Source organism: Streptosporangium heterodermiicola, assembly GCF_051390675.1.
Lineage (GTDB): Bacteria > Actinomycetota > Actinomycetes > Streptosporangiales > Streptosporangiaceae > Streptosporangium.
This window is the reverse complement of the sequence record NZ_JBPJSR010000047.1, coordinates 1-26434: the sequence shown is the minus strand read 5'-3', so window position 1 is coordinate 26434 and position 26434 is coordinate 1. Positions and strand designations below refer to the sequence as shown.

Sequence of the window (26434 nt, the reverse complement as noted above, 5' to 3'; positions counted from 1 at the left end):
CGCCATGCGCACCCCGTCGGGCCCCGGAGTCCGCCTCGACGCGGGTTACGAGGCCGGTAAGACGGTGCCGCAGACCTTCGACTCGCTCGTGGCCAAGCTCATCGTGACCGGGGCGACCCGGGCGCAGGCCCTGGAAAGGTCGCGGCGGGCGCTGGCGGAGCTGGAGATCGACGGCATGCCGACCGTGCTGCCCTTCCACCGGGCCGTGGTGTCCGATCCCGCGTTCACCTCCGAACCCTTCACCGTCCACACCCGGTGGATCGAGACCGAGTTCGACAACACCATCCCGCCCCACCCCGGAACCGGCGACGCCGAAGTGCCGGAACCTCGCGAGAAGGTGCTCATCGAGGTCGGCGGCAGGCGGCTGGAGGTGGTGCTGCCCGCGAGCTTCGGCCCCGCCGTACCGGCTCCGGCCCCCAGGACGCCGCGGCGCGGCGGTGGCGGCATGGCCAGGCAGGCGCCGGTGGGAGGAGACGCGCTGGTCAGCTCCATGCAGGCCACCGTCGCGATGGTCGCCAGGATCGACGGTGACCTGGTCGACACCGGCGACCTCGTGGTGGTCATCGAGGCCATGAAGATGGAGCAGGCCATCACCGCCCACAAACCAGGCATGATCACCAACCTCGGCGTCACCGCGGGCCAGACCATCGCCTCCGGCGCCGTCATCTGCGAGATCGCCGACCTGTGACCCGGCACCGGGGTCGGGGCCCATCCGCGGAACAGGGCGCCGAGGACCTGCCCGCGGAACAGAGAGCCAAGGCCGAGGGGGCGCTCGCGACGCAGGACGCCGAGACGGTCCTCCCAGCAGAGGAGACCGCCGTCATCGCCTCCAGCCATGTACGGGCGCCATCCACCGCATCAGTCGTAGTCGGTGCACGTCGCGTACCAGTCGCCGGTCACGTGGTCGATCGCCGACACACCGAGTTCCCGTACCCGACCCTCGGGAGCGTGAGCGAATCCGCATTCCTCAAGCACGCCTCCGGTACCGGCCACGTCGAGGTGGGTGATTCCGTTCCACTTCCGCGCGGTGTCGACGGTGAACAGGCCGACACGTTCGGCCTCGGACGTCGGCCGCTCCTGCTCCGGGAGCGATTGCGCGTAGCGAGTGAAGGCGGGTTCGGAGCTCAGGAACGCCACCCGCATCGGAAGCCCGGAGTCCGCCAGGGCGAGTGTGAGCACCGCGACGAGCGGCGTCACGACGATCCACGGGCTACGCCGGTAGCCGCTGCCCCGTGTGATGAGAAGCGAGATCCAGATGAGGCCGGACAAGAACCACGCGGGGACGGCGAGAAGCGTCAGGAGCCGGTCGCCACCGGGATAGGCCGAGGCGAGGAGCGTCAGGACAGCACTGACGGCGACGGGACCGGCGACGAGCACCAACCGCAACCACCCCCTGCGAGGCGCCTGGTGCCGGACATCCACGACCGAGGGGGTGTCGTCCATGCGAAGGACCCTAGCCCGATGGAGCGGATCTCGCCGGGGCCGCTTCATCGGCGGGATGCTCCCCGATGACGCGAGGTCGTGTGCCCCGTCCGGGGCGACGGCTCGTTGTCGTGGCAAAACGAATTGACGCTTCGCGGTGTGCTCCGGTTTCCTTTTGCGATGTCCGACCTTCGTGTCAAACAGCCGGACGACGACACCGAGCTCGAAGACTGGCGGTACGTCCACAATGTGATCATCCCTACCCACGGCTTGTCTCCGGACGAGGTACGTGAGCGCGCCCAGCGGCATCATCTGGAGGTCGCGTATCTCGGTGACGTTCTCGTGGGCTGCAGCACCGTGCGCCCCCCGACGGACGACACGTCGACGGCCACGGTGATCGCCCGCGTGCTCGCCGCTCATCGTGGACGGGGGTTCGGCGAGGAACTCTACGTACGCGGGCTGCGACGGGCACGGGAGCTCGGTGCCGAGGTGATCGAGACCGTCGTCCTGTCCTCCAACGAGGACGGCCTGCGGTTCGCGCGCAAGCACGGGTTCGTCGAGACCGAGCGCTACCTGCTGCCGGGAGACACCATCCCTTGGATCGACCTGCGGCTTTCCTGATACCGCGGTGCCCGCGCCTCGTCACTCCGGGCACGGGGACGAAGATCCCTGACGGCAGGACGCCAAGGACCCCGGATCCCCCGCCGCCTCCGTCGTGTGGGCTCCGCGTATGTTCCGGGACCACCGGCAGACGGTCGCACGCGCCGGGAAAGATCGGCAACAGCGAGGGCTCAGGTCGGAATCCAGGTTCCCGATCGGGAGTGGCAGGGCGCCCGGGCTCGAACCCGGAACCCACGGGATCGAAGAATCGGCTCTGACTCGTTTCTCCTTCTCCGGCCACGGGAGCACCTATACCTGTGACACGGTTACCTGTGACACGGTCGGCCGCATGAGCCCCGGCGCGGACGGGTCGTTCGCGGTGATCGGCAATGAGTGCGAGAGAATCTAGGGCGCGGCTGTGCGCCGAACATTCCGCGTTCCCTTGACGCGAGACCTCGCTGATCTTCGATTCCGCCGTTCGTGAGATATGTCCGCGATCTGGCCTTCATCGGACACGGTGATCAGCGGTGATGTGAAAAGGGCACGGTTCCTCCGAGGATCGAACGGCGTCAGACAACCACCGATCTTCAGGAACCGTGCCCTTCGTCGGTACGGCGGAGAGTCACTCTCGGTCAGGTGGCGGCGCGGTCCCAATGCGGCGAAGAACGATTCGGCATCGCGTCAGGCCACCGCGTCAAGCCACAGCGTCAGGCCACCGCGTGGAAGCCGCCGACGGCTCACGCCGGACCGTGGGCGCGGGGCTCACGGTGCGGGGACCTCGCGGACCAGCTTCGAGGACCAGGGGCACCAGACCAGGCCGGGCAGGAACGGGCCACCCGCCTCGTCCAGGTGTTCCTCGACGTAGGGGAGGGTGGCGTCGCACACCTCGATGGCGTAGTCGAAGAAGTCGATCGTGTCGGGGTTGTAGTGGAAGCTCCACCTGGGGTTGTAGGGGGCGGGCTGCTTGAGGATCCTGCCGATGACGTGGGGCTTTTCGGTGGTGGTGCCGTTCAGCAGGTCCCGGGCGTGCTGGATCTTGGCGGGGTCGGTGAGTTTGAGGACGGCGGTGGATCGGGTGACGTCGGTGAACTCGAAGTAGGCGTCCGGGGCGTTGGTGGCGCGGTGGGCCGTATCGGTCTGCCGGGCCTCGGCGGGGGTGGTGAGGGCGAGCATCGCGACCGCTGCGAGGGTGGCGACTTTGGGGGTGATACGTCGCATGGGCGTCTCCGGTGCGTGTGGGCTGGGTCGATTGTCCACAGCCATTCGTCACGCATTGTAATCATGCAATTACGCAAAGTGTCCAGTGTTCCGCCCCCTGTGATGCGTTGCCAGGCGTGGCGGGAAACGGCGGGAACGGACGGCGAGACGGGGCCTCGTACGGTGCACCCCGGACGGAGCCCGATCGACGCCAGGGTGACCGGGGCGACTGGAAGCGGCGCCTGCGATTCGCCGTGATCGGCAAGGACGCCCGCGTCCACGACGCGCGTCACACCGTCGCGACGCCCCTGCTCGAACAAGGGTGGACATCCGGGTGATCCAGGCGGTCCTCGGACACTCCCACCTCACGAAGACGCTCGCGATCGAGGCGGCGGGCCGGATGGGACGGACACCGTGGGACGGCTGACGGCAACGGGCCGGTCATAACCGCAGCTGGAAATGCAACCGGGCAGACTTCCCGATCATGACAAAAGGGGAGTCTGCCCAGGTCGTTGGGGTAGGGCGCCTGGGACTCGAACCCAGAACCTACGGATTAAAAGTCCGCAGCTCTAACCATTGAGCTAACGCCCCGCAGGTGACAGCGTACCGAGGATAGTGTCCACTAACGTCCGTCGCCAGGCCCATTCATGGTCATCTGTTTGCGGAACGGCCGGTGGGGGGCGGGAGCGGCTCCTAGAGTGGCAGGCATGACGAGCTCGGGGCTTGAGCCCGCCCTCACCTTCCCTGTCTCCACGCGCCCAGGGTATGTCGTGGTCGATGTGGAGACCACAGGTTTCTCGCCGTCGAGAGGCGACCGGATCTGCGAGATCGCGCTCGTCTCGCTGGACGCCCGGGGCGAGACGGTCGACGAGTGGCACTCGCTGGTCGACCCCCGGCGCGGCACCGGGGCCGTCCATGTCCACGGCATCACCAGCGCGATGGTCCAGGGCGCCCCGGTGATCGAGGAGCTACTGGACGACATCTGGCAGCGGGTCGCCGGCCGGGTCCTGGTGGCCCACAACGCCTCCTTCGACCTGCGCTTCCTGCGGAGTCTCCCCGGCAGCGAGTGGGTGACCGAGACCCTGTGCACGCAGCGGCTCGCACCCGCCTTCATCCCCGAGGGCAGGTGGACGCTCGCCGCGTGCTGCGAGCGCGCCGGCATCCCGCTCTTCGGCGCGCACGCCGCGCTGGCCGACGCCCGCGCCAGCGCCGAGCTGCTCCGCTTCTACCTCCGTACGGGCGTCTCCTGGGAGGAGGAGCTCGGCAGGGCGGCGCAGACCCCCGAGTGGCGCCCCTCCGGGCTGCCCCAGCGGCTCCCCCGCCGCCGATGAGCCTAGAAAAGAACCAGCGAGGAGAGGGTCAGCGGTAGGCGGGGATGCCGGTCAGGGCCTCGCCGAGCACGAGCGTGTGGATCTCCTCGGTCCCCTCGTACGTCAGGACGCTCTCCAGGTTGTTCATGTGCCGGATCACCGGATACTCCAGCGTGATGCCGTTGCCGCCCAGGATGGAGCGGGCCTGACGGGCGATGTCCAGGGCCGCGCGGACGTTGGCGAGCTTGCCGAAGCTGACCTGGCGCGGGGTGAGGGCTCCCGCGTCCTTGAGGCGGCCCAGGTGGAGGGCGGTGAGCTGCGACTGCCCCAGGCCGACGTACATCCAGGCGAGTTTCTCCTGGGTCAGCTGGAAGCCGCCGATGGGCCTGCCGAACTGGACGCGGGAGGTGGAGTATTCGACGGCCGACTCCAGGCAGGCGCGGGCGGCGCCCACCACCCCCCACACGATGCCGAAACGGGCCTCCGACAGGCACGACAGCGGACCCTTCAGGCCGCGCACCTCGGGCAGCGCGGCGGACGCGGGCAGCCGGACGTCGTCGAAGTACAGGGAGGAGGTCACCGAGGCCCGCAGGGACATCTTCCTGTGGATCTCCGGGGCGGTGAAGCCCGGGGTGTCCGTGGGCACCACGAAGCCGCGGACGCCGTCCTCGGTCTGCGCCCAGACCACGGCGACGTCGGCGATGGAGCCGTTGGTGATCCACATCTTGGAGCCGTTGAGGACCCAGTCGCCCGAGGGGTCCTGCTTGGCGTGGGTGCGCATGCCCGCGGGGTCGGAGCCCTGGTCGGGCTCGGTCAGGCCGAAGCAGCCGATCGCCTCGCCCGCGGCCATCCGGGGGAGCCACTCCTCCTTCTGCTCCTCGGAGCCGTACTTCCAGATCGGGAACATCGCGAGCGAGCCCTGCACGGACACGAACGACCGCAGCCCGGAGTCTCCCGCCTCCAGCTCGCGGCACGCCACGCCGTACGAGACGGCGTCGAGGCCCGCGCAGCCGTACCCCTCCAGGTGCATGCCCAGCACGCCGAGCGCGCCGAGCGCCGGGGCGAGCTCGCGGGCCGGGAAGGCGGCCTCCTCGAACCAGTCGCCGACGTGGGGGAGGATCCGGTCCGTGACGAGGTCCCTTACGGTGTCGCGGATGAGGCGCTGCTCCTCGGAGAGCGTGTCGTCGATGCGCAGGAGATCGTCCATGAGATTCCCTCTCTCTTCGGCCCTGTCAGGGTATTACCGGTGCGGGTGGGATGGAGGTCAGGGTCACGTTCGGCCAGGGGCGGGGTGTATGTCAGGGTCGTGCCAGGGGGAATCCCGATGTGAGGAACGTCCCCCCTCGGGCAGTCTGAGGACATGAACGAAAACGACTTCGCAGGCGTCAAGAAACTCCAGCGGACCAGGGACGGCCGCATCATCGCGGGTGTGGCCTCCGGCCTCGGGCGCTACGTCGGGGTGGACCCCAACATCATCCGGGCGGCCCTCGCCATCGCCACCTTCTTCGGTGGCCTCGGGGTGGCCGTCTACGCGATCGGCTGGGTCCTCCTGCCCGACGAGAACAAGGACAGGTCGGTCCTGCAGGACGTGATCGACAAGAACAAGGACAACCCGATCTGGGTGGACGCGAAGACCAAGGCCGAGCAGGGCTGGGCCAAGGCCGCCAACAAGGCCGCCAGCCAGCACCGCGCGCCGCACCAGCCGGCCCCGGAGTATCCTGCCACCACCCACGAGGCCCCCTTCCCGCCCGCCCCGCCCGTCGCCCCCCACGCCCCGTACGGCACGGCGCCGAGGCAGGACGACGACACCCGTCCCCAGGTGTGACTCAGGAGGTCGCCTCCGCGCGAACCCTCTCGATGATCTCCCTGCGGGAACCCCTCCAGAGCACGGCCAGCGCGACCGCCAGGGCAAGACCGGTCGCGCCGGCCAGTGCGACCACCGTCTCGGGGCCGAGCCGGTCGGCCGCGGCCCCGCCGATCAGGATGCCGACGCCCTGGGAGGCCAGCAGGCCCGACTGGACCAGGCCGAAGGCCTGTCCCCGCTGCTCGGCGGGGACGCACTGCACGAAGGCGGCGTTGGCCGCGAGCTGGTAGGCCCCGCCCAGGCCGGACACGAACCACAGCAGCAGCACCACAGGAAGCGGTGGCTGCGCGGCGCACAGGATCAGCGGCGCGCAGGTCAGCATCGCCATCCAGCCCATCGACCGCAGCCGGTTCGATGGGCTGACGTAGCGGCTGTACAGGAACGCGCCGACGACCGTACCGGTGGGCATCGCGCCCATCAGCAGGCCGGTGACGAGCGAGAGCTCCCGGGGATTCCCGGTCAGCTCGCCGGCGTAAGGGCTCGCGATCCCCTCGGGCAGCACGTAGAAGCCACACAGCCAGGCGAAGAGCACCAGCGTACGCAGCCGGGGGTCGCCGAAGACCAGCCTGGCGCCGGCGCGGGTCATCGTCCACATCGAGGGCCGGTTCTCGTCGGCGGGGATGGGGGCGGGACGCCGCCGTACCCCCGAGACGATGATGAGCGCGGAGGCCAGGAAGGTCGCCGCGTCCAGCGCGAGCGCGCGGTACGGGCCCATTCCCATGATCAGGACGCCGCCGACGGCGAAGCCGAGCATCTGCGCGCCCTGGTTGGTCATGTTCTGCAGGGCGGAACCCGCCACGTAGCGGTCGCCCTCCAGCAACTCCGGCAGCAGGGCCGCCCGCGCCGCGGAGAACGGCGCGCTGAGCAGCACGACGCAGAAGACCAGCACGCACAACGCGGCGAACGAGACGCCGGGAACCGCCATGATCGCGACCAGCAGGGCCCGGAGCAGGTCGCAGGCGATCATGATGCGCCGGCGGGCGTGGCGGTCGGCGAGCCCGGCGAGAAGCGGTCCGCCGATGATCGGCGGCAGGTAGGTCAGGGCATAGACCGACGCCGTCGCCAGGGGCGAGTCCGTCCGCTCGAAGACCAGGACGGACAGCGCCACCCGGGAGAGCTGGTCGCCGAGGAGGGAAAGCCCCTGGCCGAGCCAGAGCGCGCGGAACTCCCTGATGGCGATGACCTCGCCGTAGGTCGCTTGGCGTTCCGCCGGACGGCGGTGCCGCCCGGGTAGTCGGCCGGACTTGGTCGCCGCCATAGGACTCCGCTGAGCTCGCAGGCACACTGACTGTGGGTGTTCACTGTGTAACCTACGGTGCCTGCTGCAAGGCCGCCGCGCAACCGAAAGCAATCAAGCGCATGCAAACTGTAATGATAAGCGGCGACATTCCGGAAAGGAGGTCTTTGACGTGCAGTGCGGGCTTGGTTAGGGGTTACCTACCAGCCCAGCTCGTGCAGCCGGTCATCATCGATGCCGAAATGGTGAGCGATCTCATGAACAACGGTTATCTGCACCTCTTCGATGACCTGGTCCTCGGTCTCGCAGATAGAGCAGATGGGGTTGCGGTAGATCTCGATCCGGTCGGGTAGCACTCCTGCGTACCACTCGCCCCGCTCTGTGAGCGGAATACCCGTGTAGAGGCCCAGGAGATCCGGTTCGGGGGGATCGTCGACGACGACGAGCACCACGTTGTCCATGACTTTCGTCAGCTCGGGGGGAATGGTGTCCAGAGCCTCGGCCACGAGCTCCTCGAACTTCTCCCGCGAGATCTCGATCACACCAGTCATTCTGCCCCGTGATCCCGGGTAGAGGTGGAGGCGCATGAAATTCGCTGATTGGACCCATGGAGCCCGTCGTGTCGCCACCGGGCGAATCGCCCGCGGCCTGACCGTCGCCGCCGTCGCCCTGGCCGGCGCGTGGCTCGGCATCATGCTGGGCGGTGCCGTACGGTCCAACGTCGGCCCGGTGGAACTCGGCATGTCGGCCGAGCCCTCGTGGGCCGGGGAGACCGTCGTCGACGCTCACCCTTTCGGCACGCTTCTGTTCGACACCCACGACGCCCCGGTCAGCCTCCGGGTGACCCTGGAGAACATCAACCCCGACCGGGCCCGCGGGTTCCTGGACGACCCGAGGTTCTCCGCCGACCGGCTCCCCGCGCTCCTGGAGGAGGAACTGGGCGCCGGGGTCAGGACGCTGATCCTGCGCGCCGCGCTCTGCGGCCTGACGGGCGCCCTGGTCACGTCCCTGATCGTCTTCCGCCGGCCGGGACCGGCCCTGGCGGGCCTGCTGGGCGTCACGGTCGCGATCGCCGGTACGGGTGCCGCGATCGCCCTGACCTTCCGGCCCGACTCCGTGGTGGAACCCAAGTACACCGGCCTGCTGGCCGGGGCGCCGTCCCTCGTCGGCGACGCCGAGTCGATCGTGACCAGGTTCGAGTCCTACCGGGTCCAGCTCGCCAAGCTCGTCAACAACGTCTCCCAGCTCTACGACGTCGTCTCCGCCCTGCCGGTCTACGACGCCGACCCCACCTCCATCCGGGTGCTGCACGTCTCCGACATCCACCTCAGCCCCATCGCCTGGAACCTCATCCGCTCGGTCACCGCCCAGTTCAAGATCGACGCGATCATCGACACCGGCGACCTGACCGACCACGGCACCGGGCCCGAGGACAGGTTCACCGAGGAGATCGGCACCTTCGGCGTCCCGTACGTCTTCGTCAGGGGCAACCACGACTCCATGACCACCCAGCGGGCCGTGGCCAGGCAGAAGGGCGCGGTCGTCCTCGACGGCGAGGCCAAGACCGTGGCGGGGCTGCGGATCTACGGCATGGGCGACCCCCGGTTCACCCCCGACAAGTCCGTCTCCGTCGACTCCAACCTCGAATCGCTCGCGGCCCTCGGCCGCTCGCGCGCCGCCGAGCTGGCGAGGCTGCCCAAGCAGGTCGACCTGGTCGCCGTCCACGACCCGACGATCGCCAAGGGCTTCTCCGGCGCGGTCCCCATGGTCCTCACCGGCCACTCCCACCAGCGGTCCACCGAACTGCTGCCCTCCGGCACCCGCGTCCTGGTCCAGGGATCCACCGGTGGAGCCGGTCTCCGCGCCCTGGAACACGACGAGCCCACCCCCGTCGAGGCCTCCGTTCTGTACTTCGACGCCCACACGCACCGCCTGCGGGCCTGGGACGACATCACCCTGGGAGGGCTCGGCGAGCAATCTGTTCAGATCCAGCGTCACGTTGAGACCGACCCTGGCCGTACAATTTCTCCTGTGCCGACGATCGCCCCGTCTCCAACGGGGTCGGTCACCGCCACATCGACGCCGTAGGCCGCAAACCGCTTTGGCATCGGGGGCAAAAGTCCCCTATGCTTCAGAGGTCTCCAGCGGAAGACGGCGACGGAACGAGACGAGAGTCTTGAGCCCCCATCGTCTAGTGGCCTAGGACACCGCCCTTTCAAGGCGGCGACACGGGTTCGAATCCCGTTGGGGGCACGGTCGGGCCAAGGCTCGCCAGGGAAACGGCAGGTCGAAGACCTCCGAAAAACTGGTAGGCTAAGCAAGGCAAGAAAGACCGGGACAAAAGCCCCGGAAGCAAGGTCCTGTAGAGCAGTTTGGAGTGCTCGCCACCCTGTCAAGGTGGAGGTCGCGGGTTCAAGTCCCGTCAGGACCGCTCTGGTAGGTGTTCGATCCACCACCGAGGTCAGGTAGCTCAGTCGGTACGAGCGTCCGCCTGAAAAGCGGAAGGTCGGCGGTTCGACCCCGCCCCTGACCACAGCAACTGAGCAGCACAAACGCCCCGAGTCGATTACGGCCCGGGGCTTTTTGATGTCCGGTGACAGCAACGTCATCCGATTACCGGTGAGCGTGAGACACGTGGATGATGTCCAGCCGAAATTCCTGCTGACTGACGCGGATGGGCAAATCTGTGGCTCCTGTCTTGATGCCGAACGCGTCTTCGTCGAGGTACCGGAGGACGACGAACGTGGGACCGTCGACATCCTGGGATGCCTTCCCTCCCAGCGACTGCGCGACTACCTCAACGGGTCCAAGCGCCACCGCCGGAGGAATCCGCTGGGGCCGGGTGCGCTCCGGATGCTCGATACGGCAGGGAATCCGCTCGCGGAGTTCTGGATGGGCGAGATCATCGACTGGTGGCCCTCACCGCTCGGTCGTGAACGGGTGGACCTGGTCGCCCACTGCGGGGATTACGTTCCCTCCTCCCGTACGCGGCATGTCTGGGAGCGCTGGTGTACGGCCAGGCCCGACCGGATCAATCAATGGGCCGGCTACACGGGGGCGGACAGAGAAGAGTGGCTGACCATCGTCTTCCACAACAGCCGCTGGCGGACAGGTCACTCTAATCGCCCATCGGGACGCACTTATGATCTCGACGGAACACACGTCATCGACAAAGTGAGCTTCTACCTGGCGATCGGGGAAGCGGTCAACGGGCCGGGGGGTTACTTCGGTTGGAATCTCGACGCGCTGGACGACTGTCTGCGTGGGCATTTCGGGGCGGAGGCGCCTTTCACGCTGATCTGGCACCGTTCGCATATTGCTCGGGAATCTCTCGCCTTCCCGTTCGAGGGAGTGGGTGCCAACTCGACCTACTTCGATGTCATCCGCACCGTCTTCGAGGAGCACGAGGTGGATGTCGTGCTGTGGTGATCCTCTGTCGCCCGGATGTTCACCACCCTGCGGGCCGATCCGGGATTGCCGTCTAATGGCGTGATGCCCCGTCCTGATCTGAGGACGGGGCATCAACGGTCGGTTGATTCAACCTAGGGCGTCTCCGAGCTTGCCGAGGGCGTTGCGCTTGTCGTCGAGGGTGACGTGGGCGTAGATGGTCATGGTCACTTCGATGTCGCTGTGGCCGACGATGTCGCGGACTACCTGGGGCGGCACGCCGAGGTTGAGCAGCAGGGTCACGCAGGTGTGGCGGAGATCGTGAAAGCGCATGTCCCCGAGGCCGGCGGCCTTGCGGATGGCTCCCCAGCTTCGCCGGAGGTTGTCCGGCTCCATGGGCGTTCCACGCCGGGACGGGAAGACCAGGCCGTGTTCCTCCCAGTCGTCCCAGCGTTCGGAGCGTTCGGCGAACTGCTGCTTGCGATGCGCCCGGAGTGCTTCCACGCAGATGGAGGGGAGCGGAACGGTTCGCTCGGAGTCGTTGGTCTTGGGCCGGACGAACTGGAGACGGCCCTCGACACGCTGAAGGGTCTGGATCACTTCGAGTTTCGCGCCGTCGAGGTCAACGTCTACCCAGCGCAGCCCGAGGAGCTCCCCGCGCCGCAGCCCGAGGCAGAGCGCCAGGACGTAGAGAGCGGACAGCCGGTGCTCGTGAGCGGCCTTGAGGACCAGGCGGGACTGAGGAACGGTCAGGCCGCGGTTGACCTTGTACTTGGGCACCGGGACCTTGACGAGCTTCGCCGCGTTGCGCGGGATGATCTCCTCTCGTACCGCGGACTCCAGGGCGTTGCGGAGTACGGCGTGCACGGACTGGACCATGCGAGTCGACAGCCGTGACTCGCAGCACTCGCCGTCCTTGAGCGCGCAGCAGACGGGAGTCTCCCGGGAGGCGTCCCAGCCGTGCTTGCAGCACTGGCACTCGGTGCGGGTCCGTGTGATGAACAGCCGGACCTCTTGGGCGTTGAGCTTGCTCAGTCGCCGCTTGCCCAGGCCGGGGATCAGGTGCAGCCGGACGACGCCCTCGTAGCCCTGGTAGGTCTTGGGACGCCGTTCCTCACGGACGATGTACTTGAGCCAGTAATTCAGGTAGTCGCCGACCGTCCAGTTCTCGGAGGAGACGGGGATGCCCTCGTCGGAGTTCTTGAGAAGCTCGGTCAGCTTCTTCCGCGCCTCTTCCTGGGACCGGGCCGAGCCCTGCACCCGCTTGACGGCTCCGCCCGTAGTGGGCACGAAAGCGGCGTAGCCGTACCGGCCGTCCTTACGAGGCCAGATGCTCCCCTCACCGTTGGAGCGCTTCCGCATGCGGCGCTTGCTCTGCCGCTTCGGTCCTTCCTCGGGCGTGCCGAGCGCGGTCCTGGTCATCACGCCGCCTCCATCAGGTTGTGGATGCACTCGGTCACCGCGTCGACCGGGATGAGACGGCGACGGCGGATCTTCAGGCTTCGGATCTCGTTCGAGCGGATCAGGCAGTAGAGGGTCCACCGGCTCACCCGGAGGCGAGCGGCGGCCTCGTCGACGGTCAGGAGTTGCTCGTCATCCATGCGCGGCCTCCGGCGGGAATGCGGGGGGAAGCCGATCGGTGCCGCTCAAGGCGGCGGCGAGGAGCCGTTCACCAGCCGACAGGCCCTGTCCGGCGTAGTCCCAGTGGGAGGTGACGAGCACGGTGTCTTCTTCGAAGAGGGGGAGTCGGCCAGTGCTGATGGCCTCGTCGCGCATGTGGTCGGCCCGTTCGGCGCGCAGATCGCCGAGGGTGGTGGAGTAGCGCCGGGACTTCGTGGAGAAGTGGCCGCGGAAGCCGAGCATGTGAGCCCATTGCACGAGCCGGAACTCGGTCAGCTCGTCGAGGACGCCCAGGCGCATGCACTCGGCGATGAGCCGACGAGGGTGGTCGCGGATCGGCAGGGCGGTCAGGTCGTCGAGGAGGTTGATGCGCCGGTCCAGCGTGCCGACGCACTCGGCGGCCTTGGTGGCGTACTTGGCGATGTAGGCGGCGACGGCCTGTTCGGAGAGGTCGCCGTTCATGGTGATCTGCCGGACGTCGAGCTGAGCACCCCACCGAAAGACCCGCGTGGGCTCACCGGGAACCTTCGGAACGGTCACCGCGACCGCCGAGGCGGCATGCTGTACGGCGTCCGTCATCAGGTCGGCTGTCGCCCAGGCAGGGGGAGCCGTGACCGGTCCTTCCGAGCCGTCGAGGCGGATCACGGCGTGGAAGTGGACGACCCCGCGCCGCTGGTACTCGGCCACCTTGGCGAAGGAGATGACTGCCTGTTCCCGTAGCTCCTGCTGCGTCAGTCCGGCGTTCTTGGCGATGCGCCGGCGCAGGGCCTCGGTGAAGCGCCGCCACAGCTCCGGGGACATCGCGTTGAACAGCACCGAGCCCGCGTAGTCATAGCACTCCGGGCACAGCGGCTCACCGAGACACGGTTCGTCGGCCCTGTGCCGGGCGGTGCAGGACATGACTCGCCCGTGCGGGCACGTCTCGGCGTCGCGACGGGCGTGACACGGCAGGACCTTGCCGTTCTTCTCCCGTCGTACGTGCACCGGTCCGAAGGACGGCGCGGTGAGCGTAACGAACAGGCAAGGGTGCGCGCTCACCGAAGCCGGGACGCCCTTGCCGCCGACCAGGCCCGCGCGCACCAGCTGGTAGGTGTCGCCCCGGTAGGTCTCGGCGCAGGACGGGCAGCGGGTCGCGCGCCGGGTCTTGCAGGCCACCCGCAGTACGCCGTCAGGCTCCAGATGGGTGCTGTAGCGGTGCAGGAGTGTGCCGGTCGCGCGGTCCCAGTGTTCGACCTTTCCGCGCAGGTGGATCGGCTGTCGGCAGCCGCCGGTCCGGCGAATCTGGGAGGCCCAGCGTTCGTAGTGGGGATCGCGGAGCCGGGAGATCATTCCGGCTACCGCGTGTGGATCGGGCAGGGTGGGCAAGATGGGTTCCGTCCTGTGCAGAGTGATCTGTGAGGGATGGCCCCCGGCGTGGCGCGGAACTTGGCGGTTGTGTGGCCACGCGGGGGGCGCTCACGGCTATGCGCCGTGGTTGTCGATCCCGACGCCGTCGCAGTCGGGGCAGGTCTCGCCGTCACCGGTGACGCCGGTCCCGTTGCAGGTGCAGCAGCGGTAGCGGACCACCGGGAGCAGCTCGGTCTCGGCGGGCATGGAGAACTCCCTTCACGCTGTGCGCAGGTGGCGCAGCAGGTCGGAGGCGAGTTGGCCGGACACGCCCAGGCGAGCGCGCAGCAGGTCGAGGGTGATGGGCTTGCCGTGCTTGGCGTGGTGCTCGTCAGCCACGCGGCGGGCGTAGTCGAGGAGCGCGGGAGACGGTTCGGTGCCGTCGCCCTGGTCGTCATCGGGGACGGGGAGGAGAACCGGAACCGAGGTGACCGACTCGGGTACGGCCATGGCCGGGGATGGTTCGGGACGGGGACCGGTCGACCGGCGTTCCAGTATCGAGACGGCGATCAGGAACGCCGCGGCGGGAGTTCCAGCGGTCAGCCAGCCCCATACAGAGGGTTCGGCTTGATGGAGGTTGGCGGCCAGGGACAGGACGATTCCGGCGACGAGGACGAAGGTCGGCCAGGTGAGCGGGCCGGTTCGCTTGCGGCCGGTCTCCTTGTCGCGTTGGCGCTCGCGGGCGGCCATGACGCAGGTCAGATCGACGCACACGGCCACCGCCCAGGCCATCCAGCCCGTCTGCCCGTGATCCACCGCTGTCTTGCGTACGTGGGAGAAAGAGCCGGCACCGGCGATGAGCGCCAGGACGATGACGGGACCGGAGTCCAGCAGCCAGGAGGCGAGGCGTCGCATGGTGGTCAGCTCTTTCGGAGTTCCGGGAGTACGGGGTCGGGGGTGAGGAACTCGGCGAGGTCGGCATCGGTGACCTCGGCGCAGTGGGTACCGGCCGTGATCTCCGCCCAGGACGGAGTGAGACCGGCGTAGGTGTGAGTGGCGTCTTCGGCGGCCCGCTCGGAGACATAGAAGGAGCGCGCCCGGTACCACTGGCCGTCCTGTCCGGCCACGATCGCGACACCAGGTGTCTCGGAGGCGATGGCCCGAGCGGAGACGAGCGCCGCGGGGTCGAGGTCGCCGAGGGTCATGGTCGCGGTTTCGGGATCGTTGACGCGGTGGCAGATCCGTCCCGAGCACTGAGCGCGCAGCGCAGTGACGCCGGGGCCGAGGTCGGAGCCGATGCGCTGGCCGCAGCAGAAGAGATAGATCCCGAACGCCCGCCCGAGCTGGGCGACCCGCAGCAGTGCCGTTGAGGTCTTGGCGATCTCGTCTTTCTCGGACTTGTCGGCCATCAGCTACAACTCGGCCAGCTCGTCGACCAGGACCACGACGGGAACCGGCCGCCGGTCGCTGGAGAGCTGCCAGATGTTGCGCGCTCCGGCCGTACGGCACGCGGCCATCCGGTCGGCCATCAGCGCGACGAGGTCATCCAGCAGCCCTACGCATTCGGTGCGGGAGGTGGCCAGGGCCGATAGGCGACGTTCGTAGGGGGTGAACTCGACCCCGCCCTTGAGGTCGAAGCCGACGAGCGCGACCGGTTGCGGGGAGAGTCCGATGATCAGGGCGTTGGCCAGGTTCGACTTCCCGGATTGGGTGGCGCTGGCGTTGAGCCAGTGCGGGACCGTCCGGAAGTCGATGACCCAGGGGGAGCCGGTCTCCAACCGGCCGACGGTGACCTTGAGGAGTTCGGTCGAGACGGGAACCTGACTGATCCGGACCAGCGGGTCTCGGGTGGTCGCGGCGAGGGTGACGCGGCCCCGTTTCGTCGACGAGACGCGTACGGCGTGCACGCGCCAGGAGTGCGCAAGCCGGTCGGCAACTTCGGCGTAGTCCTCGGGGATCTGCCCCTCCAGGAGGCGGATCGTGACGCGCCAGCCGTGACGGGTCGGCATGGGCAGCCACATCCACGGTTTGGTGTCGACCGCGACCCGCTGCAGGCGTCGCCTGACGCGGACGAGGCCGGTCGAGGAGATCAGGCCGGGGACGGCGCTGAACCAGAAGCGCTGCCGCTTCTTGGTGAGGCCGCAGCCTATGGCGACCTTGCGCCAGGTGAAGCGGACCGTGACGGCGGTCAGCGGGTAGCCGAGGCACAGCCAGAAGGACCGGTAGTGCCAGCGGCGCCAGGCCCAGAGCCCGGCCACCGAGGTGGCCAGGACTCCGAGCGTGAGGAGAAGACCGTCAGACACCGCGTGCCTCCGCGGTGGTTGCGGCCAGGAGTGCCGAGGCGCGGTAGGCGATGCCCCAGCGTCCCGACAGTTCCCACGCGTAGCCGACCAGGCCGACAGGCTTGACCTCGTTGCCGGGGAAGACAGAGGGCTCCCCGACGACACCGATCTTGACCAGCTCGATCTTGCCGAAGGCGTCCTCGACGGAGAACAGCACCTCGTAGACGGTCTGGCCGCTTGCCTTGTCGGTCTTCAACTCGCCGGTCTCCTTGTTCACGATGCGCGGGCACGGAGCCTTCACGCAGATGAACTGGAGCCGGGAGACGTCGATCGGGATGGGGATGTTGCGCATGCTGAAAACACCTCTCGTCTGCCTGCTGAGCAGGGCATGGGGGACGAGGGAGATCGCACGCCGTCAGAACCGAACGCGATAACATCGAAGCGCCAACTAGGGTGCTGACCGCATCCGGCCTGGGCGGGTCTCCCGCTCAGGCCACTTTCATGTGTGGCCTGTCTCCGCTCTTCAAGAGCGGTCTTTCGGTATTTGCCCCTGAAACGCAGAAGAGCGTTTGCGTTGGGCTGTCACCTCCCTTCCAGGAGAGTTTCAGCGTCAACACAAACGCTACCTCGCACCGCGAGTACCTGCTAGTACTTTTAGTATTAGTGCACGTACTTTTTCTACACTCCGACTCGGTCGGCGAGTTCCCTCAGCTCAGGCGAGGGCGGGTCCTGCATGGTCAGCAAATCGGACACAAGCTGGTAGGTGATTCGGTGGTTCCTTATCTGCTCCGGTGTGATGGCCTCGGCTTCCAGCAGTGCGGACACGGCCTCTGCGACCTGACGACGCTGGGCATGCGCGCGGGCAAGGTCTATCTGGAGCCGAGCGCGCCGCTCACTCGAAAGCGGCGAGGTGTCGACCGCCGTCCCGACCCGGAGCGCATGACCGGCGTCTCCCAGCTCGACCGCCACCGCCACCTCGTGAAGCGCGACGTTGGCCGGACCGAACTCGGTGTTGTAGTCGTTGCGCCCCTCTTCCAGCCGCGCCGCGACCTCACGAGCCCGCGCCAGGTGCTGGTACGCGGTGTCCGCCTCGTTCAGCCGGGAAGCGGCCACGGCCCGCTGCAAGGTAAGTCCACCCCACAGCGACATCGCCTCGGGCTTGCCCTCGTCGACCATGAACCACAGAGCCTCGGCAGCCGTGCGAGCCGTTTCCTCCACCTGGTCGAAGTGACGCGCGCCCAGGAAGACGAAGCCGAGCCGGAAAGCGCCGGCCGCCATCATCAGCGGGTTACCCGCCCGCTCCGCGGCGACGATCGCCCGATCGGCGGCGATCCACGCGGCCTCGGGCTCACCGAGCTTGGCGAGCGCGGCCGAGCACGCCTGGTAGGTCACCGCGAGCAATTCGAACAGCTCCGCCCGCCGCTCCTCGGGAGCCGATCGAGCAGCGGTCTCAAGTGCGGGTATCAGACCCCGCAGCAGGTCGGCCAGCTCCACATATCGGCTCTCGTGCGTCAATTCCCAGGCTCGATCGACCCGCGGCTTGATGTCCGACGTGGCCGGGACGGGTGCCGAGTGCAGCATGGCCCGCAGGGAGTGAGCCCCCGACAGCACCAGGCGCAGACCGGCCGTCCCCGGGATCTCCTCGGCGGAGGCGGCAACCACCGGTGCCTCCGCGGCCAACTCCGACAGCGGGATGTCGAGCGCCTCGGCGACCTTCTCCAGGACCGACATGCGATCGACCTTGCGCACCCCGCGCTCCACCTGCGAGATCCACGCCACCGACCGATCGACCAGTCGCGCCAGCTCCGGCTGTGACAGGCCGCGCCGCTTGCGTTCCTGGGCGATGCGCCGTCCCAGGGCTCTCTGATACTCGGTGCTCACCCCGCCGTTCCCTTACCGGTCTGGAGGGTCAGCCAGTCGACCTCGGTCGAGGTCAGCAGTGCTTCCCGAGCGGCCAGGAACCGCTTGGTGTGCTCCTGCTCCTCGTGGGTGTCGAAGGCCGCGCGGTCCCGGTAGAGCTCGTAGAAGATCCGCTGGAGCGGCTGGCCGTCGACCCGGTGCGATGCGTACACCAGCGTTCCCGGCTCACCGTCGCGGATCTTCTCGATGGTCTCGCCGACCAGCTGATCGAACGCCTCGGCGGTTGCCTCGTCCTTACAGGTGAATCGGACCATCAGACCGAACATGGGTGTCCTCCTTCGTCGGAGCCTCTACGAGATCAGTACTTATTGTGCGGTGCAAGTACCCCAAGTGGCTTGCACTATAAGTACTGTACTCGTACTTTAAGTATCAGTCACATGGTGAGTTGCCCCTGACCTGCTTGATCGCGAGGTGAGCCGACGATGACCGCACCCTCAGACAGCTGTGAAGGCGCTGGAAGATGGCACCGAACCTTCCCGGGAGAGAAGGAACAGGTGCGAGCGGCCCGCCGCTTCGTGAAAACTCGCCTCCCCGACTATCCGGACGCGGAACTCATCGTCAGCGAGCTGGCGACCAACGCCGTCGAGCACACGCGCACGGGACAACCGAGCGGCCTCTTCACCGCGACCGTCAAGCGTCACCCCGACGGCACCGCCCACATAGAGATCGCAGACCAGGGCGGCCCCGCCGCGTTCGGCCTCCCCACCCCCAACCGCGAAGGCGGACGAGGGCTCTACCTCGTGACCGCTCTCACCAGCGCATGGGGAGTCAAGGGCGACGCCGCCGGCCGAACGGTCTGGGTCGAGCTACCCCCGCCTGCTCCATGAGCAGCACACCCCCAGCGCTACGCGCTCTCCGCGAGCGCTTCCCCGCCTGGGCGTTCCTCTACAACCCGTTCGTGTACCGGTGGTTCGCCCTTCAAGGCCGTACGACCATGCTCACCGCCGACACCGCCGAGGAACTCGCGGCCCGCGTCGAGCGCTTCCAGTCACGCCGTCCCTGACCAGACCTCAACCGCGGCGATAACCAGCACCACCCACACGATCACAGGCGGCTTGCGGCCTTTGCGGCTCGGGCTATCGACTAATAAGCCGATAGCCAGCTGATTCTGTCCTTTATCGGCGATCATGTAGCAGTGGTGACTCCTCCTGATCAACCGCCTCCTCCGTCCATGTCTTCCTCGCCGTCTTCGCCGATGCATCCCCGTCGACGTCTTGGTGCCATATGGATAACAGTGATCATCGCCTGTGCGGCTGTCATCACAATCGCCGTGATCTTCCAGCCGGTCGCTAAGAGTCCGACGGCGGAAGAGCCAGCACTGACGTGGGATCGCGACCCCGTCGTATCGGCGGCGGTCGGTCAGGTAGATGGACGGCCGGTTGTCGTCACCGGTGACCTGGACGGCATAGTGCGGGTGTGGGACCTGGCCACGCGTCAATTGGTGGGCAAGCCGATGACCGGCCACACCATCATGGTCTCGTCGGTGACGGTCGCTCAGGTGGACGGCCGATCGATCGCCATCACGCTCAGCGTGGACGGCACGATGCGGGTGTGGGACCTGGCCACGCATCAACAGATGGGTGAGCCGATGAACGGCCACACCGGCAACATGGCGGCGGTCGGTCAGTTGAAGGGACGGACGGTGGTCGTCACCGGCGGCGCGGATGGCGCGGTGCGGGTGTGGGACCTGGCCACGCGTCGACCGGTGGGTGAGCCGATAACCGGTGACACCGTTGAGAGTGTCAGTGCGGTGGCGATCACCCAGGTGAAGGGGAGGCCGGTTGTCATCACCGGGGGCCGGAACGAAACGGTGCGGGTGTGGGACCTGGCCACGCGTCGGCTGGTCGGCAAGCCGATGATCGGCCACACCAACTCCCTGGAAGCAATAGCGCTCGGCCAGGTGGGCGGCCGACGGGTCATTGTCACCGGAGGTTCAGACGACAGCGTGCGGGTGTGGGACCTGACCACCCATCACCTGTTGGGACAACTGAGCGGCCATGTCGGTGTTGTCCCTGCGGTGGCGGTCGTTCAGGTGGACGGTCGGCCGATCGCCGTCACCGGCGACCTGAAGGGCACGGTACGGGTGTGGGATTTGACCACGCTTCGACTGCTGGGCAAGCCGGCGACCGGCCACACCGATTCCGTAAAGACAATAGCTGTCACTCAGGTGGATGGTCGGCAGGTCGCGGTCACGGTCGATGACGACTACAGGATGCGGGTGTGGGATCTGCCTGCGATACCGCGGCAACGATAAGACGTGATCGCCAGCTCAAGGTAATCGGTACCGCTGCTCCATGACGCTCAACTCCACCAGCGCCAACCCAGGCCTCCCCACGCGATCGTCAACGATCACCAGGAAGGCAGGTCAGCCGAAGGGGTGTAAAGCATCAGCCGAAGCCGCACTGTCAAGCATCAACCGAAGTAGGACAACAGAGTCCGCCTGCACTGGATGAGAACTTTCTCTACGTCTTTAAAGGCGACCCGCCTTCGGCGTCTCGCCGCGCGTCGGGCGGTCGCTGGCCGCGCTGCGGCTCTTCGGCCGGTCGCAGCCAGCGCCGCCCACGCCCCTACACCGCCGGAAACAGCAGTCAACTCACGTTCTCGGAACGTTGCAGACTACGATCCGGCGTCAGCTCTCTCAAATATTCCGCTTCCTCTCGCATGCGAGCTGCGTCGTCAGCACGTCCCAGTTCTGCGAAGGTGAGGCCGAGGTTCGCCAGGGAAGTGGCGAGGTCGGGCCGGTAGCGGTCTGGGTAGCGCTCGGCCAACTCCCGGCGAATGGCCACAGCCTCTTGCATCACCGGTAGCGCCTCAACCAGACACCCTACCTCCGCGTAGTGGGCACCGAGGTTCGCCAGTGAAGTAGCGAGAGTGGGTAGGTGACGGTCGGGAAGGAGTTCGCCCAACTCCCGACAGATGGCCACAGCCTCCTGCTCGGTCGCCAGTGCCTCAATCGGACGTCCCAGTTCTGCGAAGGTGAGGCCGAGGTTCGCCAGGGAAGTGGCGAGGTTGGGCCGGTGGCGGTCCGGGTGGAGTTCGGCCAACTCTCGGTGAATGGCCACAGCCTCCTGTTCGGCCGCCAGTGCCTCAGCCGGACGCCCTACCTCCGCGTAGTGGGCACCGAGGTTCGCCAGGGAAGTGGCGAGGTTGGGGCGGTGGCGGTCCGGGAGGATTTGGGCCAACTCTCGATAGATGGCTACAGCCTCTTGCATCACCGGTAGCGCCTCAACCAGACGCCCCACCTTCACGAGGTGGACACCGAGGTTCGCTAGGGAGGCGGCGAGGTTGGGCCGGTGGCGGTCCGGGAGGAGTTCGGCCAACTCCCGGCGAATGGCCACAGCCTCTTGCATCACCGGTAGCGCCTCAACCGGACACCCTACCTCCGCGTAGTGGGCACCGAGGTTCGCCAGGGAGGCGGCGAGGTTGGGGCGGTGGCGGTCCGGGAGGATTTGGGCCAACTCTCGATAGATGGCCACAGCCTCCTGCTCGGTCGCCAGTGCCTCAGCCGGACGCCCCAGCTCTGAGAACCTATTGCCGAGGTTCGCTAGGGAGGCGGCGAGGTCGGGCCGGTGGCGGTCCGGGAGGATTTGGGCCAACTCCCGGCGGATGGCCACAGCCTCCTGCTCGGTCGCCAGTGCCTCAATCGGACGTCCCAGTTCTGTGAAGGTGAGGCTGAGGTTCGCCAGGGAGGCGGCGAGGTCGGGCCGGTGGCGGTCCGGGAGGAGTTCGGCCAACTCCCGGCGGATGGCCACAGCCTCCTGCTCGGTCGCCAGTGCCTCAATCGGACGTCCCAGTTCTGTGAAGGCGAGGCCGAGGTTCGCCAGGGAGGCGGCAAGGTCGGGCCGGTAGCGGTCCGGGAGGATTCGGGCCAACTCCCGGCGGATGGCCACAGCCTCCTGCATCACCGGTAGCGCCTCAGTCGGACGCCCCAATTCCGCATAGTGGGCACCGAGGTTCGCTAGGGATGCGGCGAGGTTGGGCCGGTGGCGGTCCGGGTGGAGTTCGGCCAACTCTCGGCGAATGGCCACAGCCTCCTGTTCGGCCGCCAGTGCCTCAGCCGGACGCCCCAGCTCTGAGAACCTATTGCCGAGGTTCGCTAGGGAGGCGGCGAGGTTGGGCCGGTAGCGGTCCGGGTGGAGTTCGGCCAACTCCCGGCGGATGGCCACAGCCTCCTGCATCACTGGTAGCGCCTCAGTCGGACGCCCCACTCTCGCGAAGGTGAGGCCGAGGTTCGCCAGGGAAGTGGCGAGGTTGGGCCGGTGGCGGTCCGGGAGGATTTGGGCCAACTCTCGGCGAATGGCCACAGCCTCCTGTTCGACCGCCAGCGCCTCAGGCGAACGCTCCAGCTCTGAGAAACGATTGCCAAGGTTCGTCAGGAAAAGGGCGAGGTCGGGCTGGTAGCGGTCCGGGTAGAGTTCGGCCAACTCCCGACAGATGGCCACAGTCTCCTGCATCACCGGTAGCGCCTCAGCCGGACGCCCCAGCTCCGCGAAGTGGTTACCAAGGTTCATCAGGGAGACAGCGAGGGTGGGCCGGTAGCGGTCCGGGTGGAGTTCGGCCAACTCTTGATAAATGGTCACGGCTTCCTGTGCCACCGGTAGCGCCTCAACCAGACGTTCCACCTTCGCGAAGGTGATACCGAGGTTCGTCAGAGAGGCAGCGAGGTTAGGACGGTGGCGGTCCGGGTGGAGCTGGGCCAACTCTTGATAAATGGCCACAGCCTCTTGTGTCACCGGTAGCGCCTCAGCCGGACGCCCTAGCTCAACGAAGGCGAGGCCGAGGCTCGCCAGGGAAGTGGCGAGGTCGGGCCGGTGGCGGTCCGGGTGGAGCTGGGCCAACTCTCGATAGATGGCTACAGCCTCTTGCATCACCGGTAGCGCCTCAGCCGGACGCCCCACCTTCACGAAGTGATTGCCGAGGCTCGCCAGAGAGATGGCGAGGTTGGGGTGGTAGCGGTCCGGGTGGAGTTCGGCCAACTCTTGATAAATGGTCACGGCTTCCTGTGCCACCGGTAGCGCCTCAACCGGACGCCCCAGCTCCGATAAATGGATCCCTAGCATGGATAGCCATCGTGCCCGCTCTGCACCATCGGTATCGGTTGGAACGCTGTCTAGCAGTCGTCGGACCAGCAGCGCACGGGCCTCCGCCAGGATCAGCGAGGGATAGGGCAGGATTTCGTTTAGGGCCACTAGCGTCTCTCGCGAGGCTGTGATCGTTCCCACCTCGGCGGCTACGATTGGTAAAAGCTGCTGCAAGATTTCCGCTGCAGTGTCCAGTTCCTGGGCCGCTCGTGCCAGCGTCATCAGAGCGCGTCGCCTCTGTTGTATGTCTAATCCTTCTAGACATGCCTTCAGCAACGTCGTCGACCTGCTCAGCTCCCGGGTGACGTGCAACTCCGCCAACCGGTCTGGCCGCAATCGCCCCAGCCACTCCCGATCATCATCGGGTGGATACAACTCCCGCAGCCAATCGGCCACCCGCACCGAGGCCACCCCGTCCGGCACTCGACCGGCCACCTCGGCCGCCTGCTCCCGATTCGCGGCACCCAGCAGGGTGGCCGCTGCCACGCTCTGTCGTACCGCCTGCTCGCTCAGCCCGAATGGCCCCTGCATCAACCCCTGCGCCCGCGCGCTCTGCACCCAGAACCGCCGCTCATGACCGAGAACTTCCTCCAGAACCTCCTCCACTCGCACCGCCCCACCCGGCGACATTTGCGACCGGGCCGAGCGCAGTACCATCACCAGCGCCGCCGCGTGCAGGTCCAAAATCCGCTGTCTTTCCTCGCCCAGTACCAACTCAAAGTGCTCCGGCGCCGCGACTCCCAGTGCGGCGGCGAAATGTGGCACCGCCGCCGCTACCAGTTCCCGATCCGAGATGTCCGCCTGGACCTGCTCAGCCAACTCCATCTTTTCGGCTCCGGCCGCGGCAACCATCTGCCGAACCCGCACCGATTCGGCTCCTAACTGTTGCCACCACTCCCCTGCCGAGCGCGCGAGCAACAGCACCTGCACCTGTCGCCCTTCGTCTCCGGCCACCTCTCGCAACATCCCAGCTAGTCCGGTCCGCGTTTCTGCGTAGTCCACAATCAGCAGCACCCGGTCGGCCGAAGCCTCCCGCCACCGTTGCAATGCCTCGGCCTCGGTGTCGTCGGCGACCTCCACCACTCCCCACTCAACCCCGAGCCGGCGCGCCAGCTCCACCGCCAGCCGCGACTTGCCCACCCCGCCTGGCCCGGTTACTAGCCGCAGCCGCCCCGCGTCGGCATCCTCACACCAGGCCAGCAATTCGGCCAGCTCCCGTTCCCTCCCGGTAAATGGCACCACCCCTCGCGCTGGATGCAGCAACGCCGCCGCCCCACTTACCTGCGGCATCAGCTCCGCTACCTTCTCCACCGCCGCCCGCGCGTCTTCACGCGCCCGAGAGCGCTCAAGCAGGGTTGGCGCGAATGCCCCGCCTACCCCGCCGAACACCGCCCCCAGCACCGTCACCCACGCCTTGCCATCCGACAGCGCGGCCATCGCCGCCCCTGCCACAGCCATCAAGACGATCAGAAAAGCCCGCCACCATCCCGCCATACCGTCATCTGTAAACCACACCACCGGCTACTGAGAAGGCCGTTACCCAACCGCAAACCAGACAGCGCAGATCGTGACGATCGCCCACTTCGCTTCTCACTCCGCATGGCCGGGGCGATCGACTGCCGCGCCGCTTCCGGTCCTCGGGGCCCAGAGGCCCCTGCGGTCCGGGTCGGCTTGCCACCGAGCAAGCAAATTTTCGGCGTGCTAATGCAGTGTCGAAAATTGAGGATGGCGATTCTACTGTGGGTGGTCTGGTGCTTGAGGAGGTCCAGATAATGAGGTTCTCCATACGGAGCGGTCTGCTGGATTGGAGGACTACAAATATTTACGCCGGTATTTGATTAAATAGTGCCCGGGAAAGGTTGCCGCCTACTTCGTAGGCTCCACTCTCTAAAGCTTCCGAGCTGACAGACTCGTCCGGTTCAGTGCGGTAAAAGCCAACTGAACGGCCAAAGCCCAACGGTTGGGCGCGGGACCGCGAGCGATGCGGGTCAAAGGTATCGACGCTGATTAGTTCGTTCGACGGCACGCCGGCTGCCACGACGACATGTCCCTGTTGGATGATGCCCAGCGCTCCTGTCAAGCGCAGCATCTCAGCGAACTGCTTGGGTAGCACCTCGGAATCCAGAATTGAGCCCATCTGGTCCCTGGGGAGCGTTGCTCGGGTGGAGATCTGCCCCGTTTTATACAGCCGAACTTCCCTGATCTCCCCGTTCTGGGGTTTGTCCCATGCGCGACGCCGATCGTGCTCGATATTGACGGCAGCGTGATCCTGAGATTTGAAAAGGTTGAGTGCCTGGTCACTCTCGATGTATTCGGTCCTGCGAACCCGACTCACCAACGAATCAACGAATTGATTCATTTCGCGAACCGAATATCCAGGGTGATCCATTGGTAGGACGTGTACTTCGAGCAGAGAGTCTTGGCTGCTAACGGACGAATTTACTTTTTTGCCATTTGTAATCCAGATTAGGGGAGGCTGCTGAGTCAACCTTCTGAATTCTAGGGGAGATGGTTTCGAATCCAGCTCGCGCAAGCCTTGGACGACCTTGGTCTGAAGTTCCACGCTGTTGGAGAAGGAGTCCCGAAACACGCCCGTCGCGTACGCTTCCACGGTGCGCGTAAACTTGTGCTGGTCGGGCTCGAATATCACCCCGCTCTTGCGGTAGACCAGTCGTGGCTTCCCCAGGCGTTGCGCGTGCACCCATTCGTCATGTGTGGCCGACTGTCCAGTTTCGGGGAAAACGTGGCCATAGTTGGGACCTAAAAGGAGCAGACAGACATCCGCGGACTCCAGGGCGGCCAGGCATGCTTCCCTGCTCGGGGTGGCCTGGGCTGAGAAGTCTTCGAAGCGCACTGGCGTATGGCCCAGCGCGGTGATCAAGCCAGGGAGGGAGTCGCGCTCTTCCTCCAAGCCCTTCCGTACGCTGCTGATGAAGACTCTCACGATATGGTGTCTTCACTGGTCGAGGTTCACTTGGGAACCAGGGCGGTCCGTGCAGCACATAGTATCCGAATGCAGGTGAGGCGGAGTTAATGGCCGAGATCTCGGACGAAGCGATACGCGCCTACTGGAAGGAGCATCGGGAGCAGTTGCGCCAGTGTGAGACTCAGCGCTCGACGCTTAGCAACCTTCTGATTATCATCACGGCCGCCTTGAGTGCTCTGATCGTTCAGCAGCGCTTCTCGCT

General features: G+C 66.9%; 27 protein-coding genes and 4 tRNA genes. 12 read left to right on the top strand and 19 right to left on the bottom strand.

All coding sequences use genetic code 11. From position 1 onward, the window contains the following. On the top strand, window positions 1–688 hold a 688-nt coding region (locus ACSC1Q_RS42185), incomplete at its 5' end, for an acyl-CoA carboxylase biotin carboxyl carrier protein subunit (RefSeq protein ID WP_436764364.1). Window positions 689–858: 170 nt separating this feature from the next. On the opposite strand, the gene ACSC1Q_RS42180 is transcribed toward ACSC1Q_RS42185, so the two are convergent. Continuing rightward, on the bottom strand, window positions 859–1443 hold the full coding sequence (locus ACSC1Q_RS42180; RefSeq protein ID WP_436764363.1) for a hypothetical protein: 585 nt from the start codon (window positions 1441–1443) through the stop codon (window positions 859–861). Between the two features lie 159 nt (window positions 1444–1602). Between ACSC1Q_RS42180 and ACSC1Q_RS42175 the strand changes: the two genes are divergently transcribed. Then, complete coding sequence (locus ACSC1Q_RS42175) at window positions 1603–2043, top strand: GNAT family N-acetyltransferase (RefSeq protein WP_436764362.1); 441 nt, start codon at window positions 1603–1605, stop codon at window positions 2041–2043. Window positions 2044–2784: 741 nt separating this feature from the next. On the opposite strand, the gene ACSC1Q_RS42170 is transcribed toward ACSC1Q_RS42175, so the two are convergent. After that, window positions 2785–3240, bottom strand: coding sequence for a BP74-related protein (locus ACSC1Q_RS42170; protein ID WP_436764361.1), 456 nt, complete (start codon window positions 3238–3240; stop codon window positions 2785–2787). A 497-nt stretch (window positions 3241–3737) separates the two neighbouring features. After that, window positions 3738–3810, bottom strand: a tRNA-Lys gene (locus ACSC1Q_RS42165). Between the two features lie 188 nt (window positions 3811–3998). On the opposite strand from ACSC1Q_RS42165, the gene ACSC1Q_RS42160 reads away from it, so the two are divergent. Then, window positions 3999–4550 (top strand): 3'-5' exonuclease, encoded by a 552-nt coding sequence (locus ACSC1Q_RS42160; RefSeq protein WP_436764360.1) that lies wholly within the window; start codon window positions 3999–4001, stop codon window positions 4548–4550. 28 nt (window positions 4551–4578) lie between these two features. Here the strand turns inward: ACSC1Q_RS42160 and ACSC1Q_RS42155 are convergent, their stop codons facing one another. Next, complete coding sequence (locus ACSC1Q_RS42155) at window positions 4579–5736, bottom strand: acyl-CoA dehydrogenase family protein (protein WP_436764359.1); 1158 nt, start codon at window positions 5734–5736, stop codon at window positions 4579–4581. A 153-nt stretch (window positions 5737–5889) separates the two neighbouring features. On the opposite strand from ACSC1Q_RS42155, the gene ACSC1Q_RS42150 reads away from it, so the two are divergent. After that, entirely contained in the window at window positions 5890–6354 is a 465-nt protein-coding gene (locus tag ACSC1Q_RS42150) for a PspC domain-containing protein (protein WP_436764358.1), read from the top strand. A gap of 1 nt (window position 6355) precedes the next feature. On the opposite strand, the gene ACSC1Q_RS42145 is transcribed toward ACSC1Q_RS42150, so the two are convergent. Together ACSC1Q_RS42145 and ACSC1Q_RS42140 are read right to left on the bottom strand one after the other, a co-directional pair. Continuing rightward, window positions 6356–7651, bottom strand: a complete 1296-nt coding sequence (locus tag ACSC1Q_RS42145) for an MFS transporter (RefSeq protein WP_436764357.1) — start codon at window positions 7649–7651, stop codon at window positions 6356–6358. A gap of 179 nt (window positions 7652–7830) precedes the next feature. Further along, window positions 7831–8181 carry a metallopeptidase family protein gene (locus ACSC1Q_RS42140; RefSeq protein WP_350972320.1) on the bottom strand — a complete coding sequence of 117 codons (351 nt, stop codon included), beginning with the start codon at window positions 8179–8181 and terminating at the stop codon, window positions 7831–7833. 34 nt (window positions 8182–8215) lie between these two features. Here ACSC1Q_RS42140 and ACSC1Q_RS42135 point away from each other — a divergent pair, with 34 nt between their 5' ends. The 5 genes from ACSC1Q_RS42135 (at window position 8216) to ACSC1Q_RS42115 (ending at window position 11059) form a co-directional block, all read left to right on the top strand. Then, entirely contained in the window at window positions 8216–9718 is a 1503-nt protein-coding gene (locus ACSC1Q_RS42135; RefSeq protein WP_436764356.1) for a metallophosphoesterase family protein, read from the top strand. A gap of 92 nt (window positions 9719–9810) precedes the next feature. Then, window positions 9811–9883 (top strand) — tRNA-Glu (locus tag ACSC1Q_RS42130). Between the two features lie 103 nt (window positions 9884–9986). Then, a tRNA-Asp gene (locus tag ACSC1Q_RS42125) sits at window positions 9987–10061 on the top strand. Between the two features lie 28 nt (window positions 10062–10089). Continuing rightward, window positions 10090–10163 (top strand) — tRNA-Phe (locus tag ACSC1Q_RS42120). Window positions 10164–10264: 101 nt separating this feature from the next. Then, window positions 10265–11059: a barstar family protein gene (locus ACSC1Q_RS42115; RefSeq protein ID WP_436764355.1), complete on the top strand. Its 795-nt coding sequence runs from the start codon at window positions 10265–10267 to the stop codon at window positions 11057–11059. Window positions 11060–11167: 108 nt separating this feature from the next. Here the strand turns inward: ACSC1Q_RS42115 and ACSC1Q_RS42110 are convergent, their stop codons facing one another. The 10 genes from ACSC1Q_RS42110 to ACSC1Q_RS42065 all read right to left on the bottom strand — a co-directional run bounded on the left by ACSC1Q_RS42110 (window position 11168) and on the right by ACSC1Q_RS42065 (window position 18431). After that, complete coding sequence (locus ACSC1Q_RS42110; protein ID WP_436764354.1) at window positions 11168–12439, bottom strand: tyrosine-type recombinase/integrase; 1272 nt, start codon at window positions 12437–12439, stop codon at window positions 11168–11170. Further along, window positions 12439–12618, bottom strand: a complete 180-nt coding sequence (locus ACSC1Q_RS42105) for an excisionase family DNA-binding protein (RefSeq protein ID WP_030905170.1) — start codon at window positions 12616–12618, stop codon at window positions 12439–12441. Before ACSC1Q_RS42105 ends, ACSC1Q_RS42110 begins: the two co-directional genes overlap by 1 nt. Further along, entirely contained in the window at window positions 12611–13993 is a 1383-nt protein-coding gene (locus tag ACSC1Q_RS42100; RefSeq protein WP_436764365.1) for a replication initiator, read from the bottom strand. Before ACSC1Q_RS42100 ends, ACSC1Q_RS42105 begins: the two co-directional genes overlap by 8 nt. Window positions 13994–14098: 105 nt before the next feature. Further along, complete coding sequence (locus tag ACSC1Q_RS42095; protein ID WP_436764353.1) at window positions 14099–14230, bottom strand: hypothetical protein; 132 nt, start codon at window positions 14228–14230, stop codon at window positions 14099–14101. 12 nt (window positions 14231–14242) lie between these two features. Next, on the bottom strand, window positions 14243–14878 hold the full coding sequence (locus ACSC1Q_RS42090; RefSeq protein WP_436764352.1) for a DUF2637 domain-containing protein: 636 nt from the start codon (window positions 14876–14878) through the stop codon (window positions 14243–14245). A 5-nt stretch (window positions 14879–14883) separates the two neighbouring features. Then, window positions 14884–15372, bottom strand: a complete 489-nt coding sequence (locus tag ACSC1Q_RS42085; RefSeq protein ID WP_436764351.1) for an ATP-binding protein — start codon at window positions 15370–15372, stop codon at window positions 14884–14886. Between the two features lie 3 nt (window positions 15373–15375). Continuing rightward, window positions 15376–16266: an FtsK/SpoIIIE domain-containing protein gene (locus tag ACSC1Q_RS42080; RefSeq protein WP_436764350.1), complete on the bottom strand. Its 891-nt coding sequence runs from the start codon at window positions 16264–16266 to the stop codon at window positions 15376–15378. Then, a complete protein-coding gene (locus ACSC1Q_RS42075; protein ID WP_436764349.1) occupies window positions 16259–16597 on the bottom strand; it encodes an SCO3933 family regulatory protein in 339 nt (112 codons plus the stop codon). Before ACSC1Q_RS42075 ends, ACSC1Q_RS42080 begins: the two co-directional genes overlap by 8 nt. Window positions 16598–16923: 326 nt before the next feature. Then, complete coding sequence (locus ACSC1Q_RS42070) at window positions 16924–18126, bottom strand: helix-turn-helix domain-containing protein (RefSeq protein WP_436764348.1); 1203 nt, start codon at window positions 18124–18126, stop codon at window positions 16924–16926. Then, a complete protein-coding gene (locus tag ACSC1Q_RS42065; protein WP_436764347.1) occupies window positions 18123–18431 on the bottom strand; it encodes a putative quinol monooxygenase in 309 nt (102 codons plus the stop codon). Before ACSC1Q_RS42065 ends, ACSC1Q_RS42070 begins: the two co-directional genes overlap by 4 nt. Before the next feature lie 156 nt (window positions 18432–18587). Between ACSC1Q_RS42065 and ACSC1Q_RS42060 the strand changes: the two genes are divergently transcribed. Next, window positions 18588–18992, top strand: coding sequence for an ATP-binding protein (locus tag ACSC1Q_RS42060; RefSeq protein WP_436764346.1), 405 nt, complete (start codon window positions 18588–18590; stop codon window positions 18990–18992). Continuing rightward, complete coding sequence (locus ACSC1Q_RS42055; RefSeq protein WP_436764345.1) at window positions 18989–19168, top strand: hypothetical protein; 180 nt, start codon at window positions 18989–18991, stop codon at window positions 19166–19168. Before ACSC1Q_RS42060 ends, ACSC1Q_RS42055 begins: the two co-directional genes overlap by 4 nt. Here ACSC1Q_RS42055 and ACSC1Q_RS42050 read toward each other — a convergent pair. Further along, window positions 19154–19294, bottom strand: a complete 141-nt coding sequence (locus tag ACSC1Q_RS42050) for a hypothetical protein (protein ID WP_436764344.1) — start codon at window positions 19292–19294, stop codon at window positions 19154–19156. The two genes, ACSC1Q_RS42055 and ACSC1Q_RS42050, sit on opposite strands and share 15 nt — an antisense overlap. A gap of 105 nt (window positions 19295–19399) precedes the next feature. On the opposite strand from ACSC1Q_RS42050, the gene ACSC1Q_RS42045 reads away from it, so the two are divergent. Beyond that, window positions 19400–20419 (top strand): WD40 repeat domain-containing protein, encoded by a 1020-nt coding sequence (locus ACSC1Q_RS42045; protein WP_436764343.1) that lies wholly within the window; start codon window positions 19400–19402, stop codon window positions 20417–20419. A 334-nt stretch (window positions 20420–20753) separates the two neighbouring features. Here ACSC1Q_RS42045 and ACSC1Q_RS42040 read toward each other — a convergent pair whose 3' ends face one another. Together ACSC1Q_RS42040 and ACSC1Q_RS42035 are read right to left on the bottom strand one after the other, a co-directional pair. Beyond that, window positions 20754–24740, bottom strand: coding sequence for a tetratricopeptide repeat protein (locus tag ACSC1Q_RS42040; protein WP_436764342.1), 3987 nt, complete (start codon window positions 24738–24740; stop codon window positions 20754–20756). A 328-nt stretch (window positions 24741–25068) separates the two neighbouring features. After that, a complete protein-coding gene (locus ACSC1Q_RS42035) occupies window positions 25069–26190 on the bottom strand; it encodes a DUF4062 domain-containing protein (protein WP_436764341.1) in 1122 nt (373 codons plus the stop codon). Between the last annotated feature and the right edge of the window lie 244 nt (window positions 26191–26434).